This window comes from Candidatus Symbiopectobacterium sp. NZEC135 (assembly GCF_025962695.1).
Genome location: NZ_JAGFPF010001570.1, coordinates 1 through 507 on the forward strand (window position 1 = coordinate 1; position 507 = coordinate 507).

The window sequence follows — 507 nt, forward strand, 5'->3', positions numbered from 1 at the left end:
CTGCCGATACAGGGTGGCCCTATCGCCCTGTATCGGTCCTTCTTCGGCACGCGCTTAGTGGCCGCTCAACGTATCTTCATGCAGCAGGTGTTCCGCCTGCTCCCCAATCACGCGTAGCATCTGCTGCATTTCATCGGTTAACGGCAGACCGTAGTGCACGCGCATACAGTTGCGATATTTACCCGACGCAGAGAACAACGATCCGGAGGCTATCTGGATACCGGACTGGCGCAGCAGGCTGTTGAGTCGCAACGTATCGAAGGTTTCCGGAAACTCAATCCACATCATAAACCCGCCCTGCGGTCGGCTAACCCAAATCCCGCAGGGAAAATAGCGCCGCACCCAGCAGGTGAACGTATCAAGATTGCTTTTGTAGTAGGCGCGCATCCGGCGTACATGGGGCTGATAGTGGCCCTGACGAATAAACTCCGCCACGGCTAACTGGGTATGGGTAACGGCATAGCCTGTGCTGGTGTATTTGGTGTGCAGCACGCGCTCCAGATAGCG

At 56.6% G+C, this 507-nt stretch carries 1 protein-coding gene; it reads right to left on the bottom strand.

The genetic code is table 11. From position 1 onward, the window contains the following. Nucleotides 1-54: 54 nt before the first annotated feature. Nucleotides 55-507, bottom strand: a 453-nt coding sequence (locus tag J5224_RS35425) for an aminotransferase class I/II-fold pyridoxal phosphate-dependent enzyme (protein ID WP_264629440.1), incomplete at its 5' end; no start/stop codon positions are given.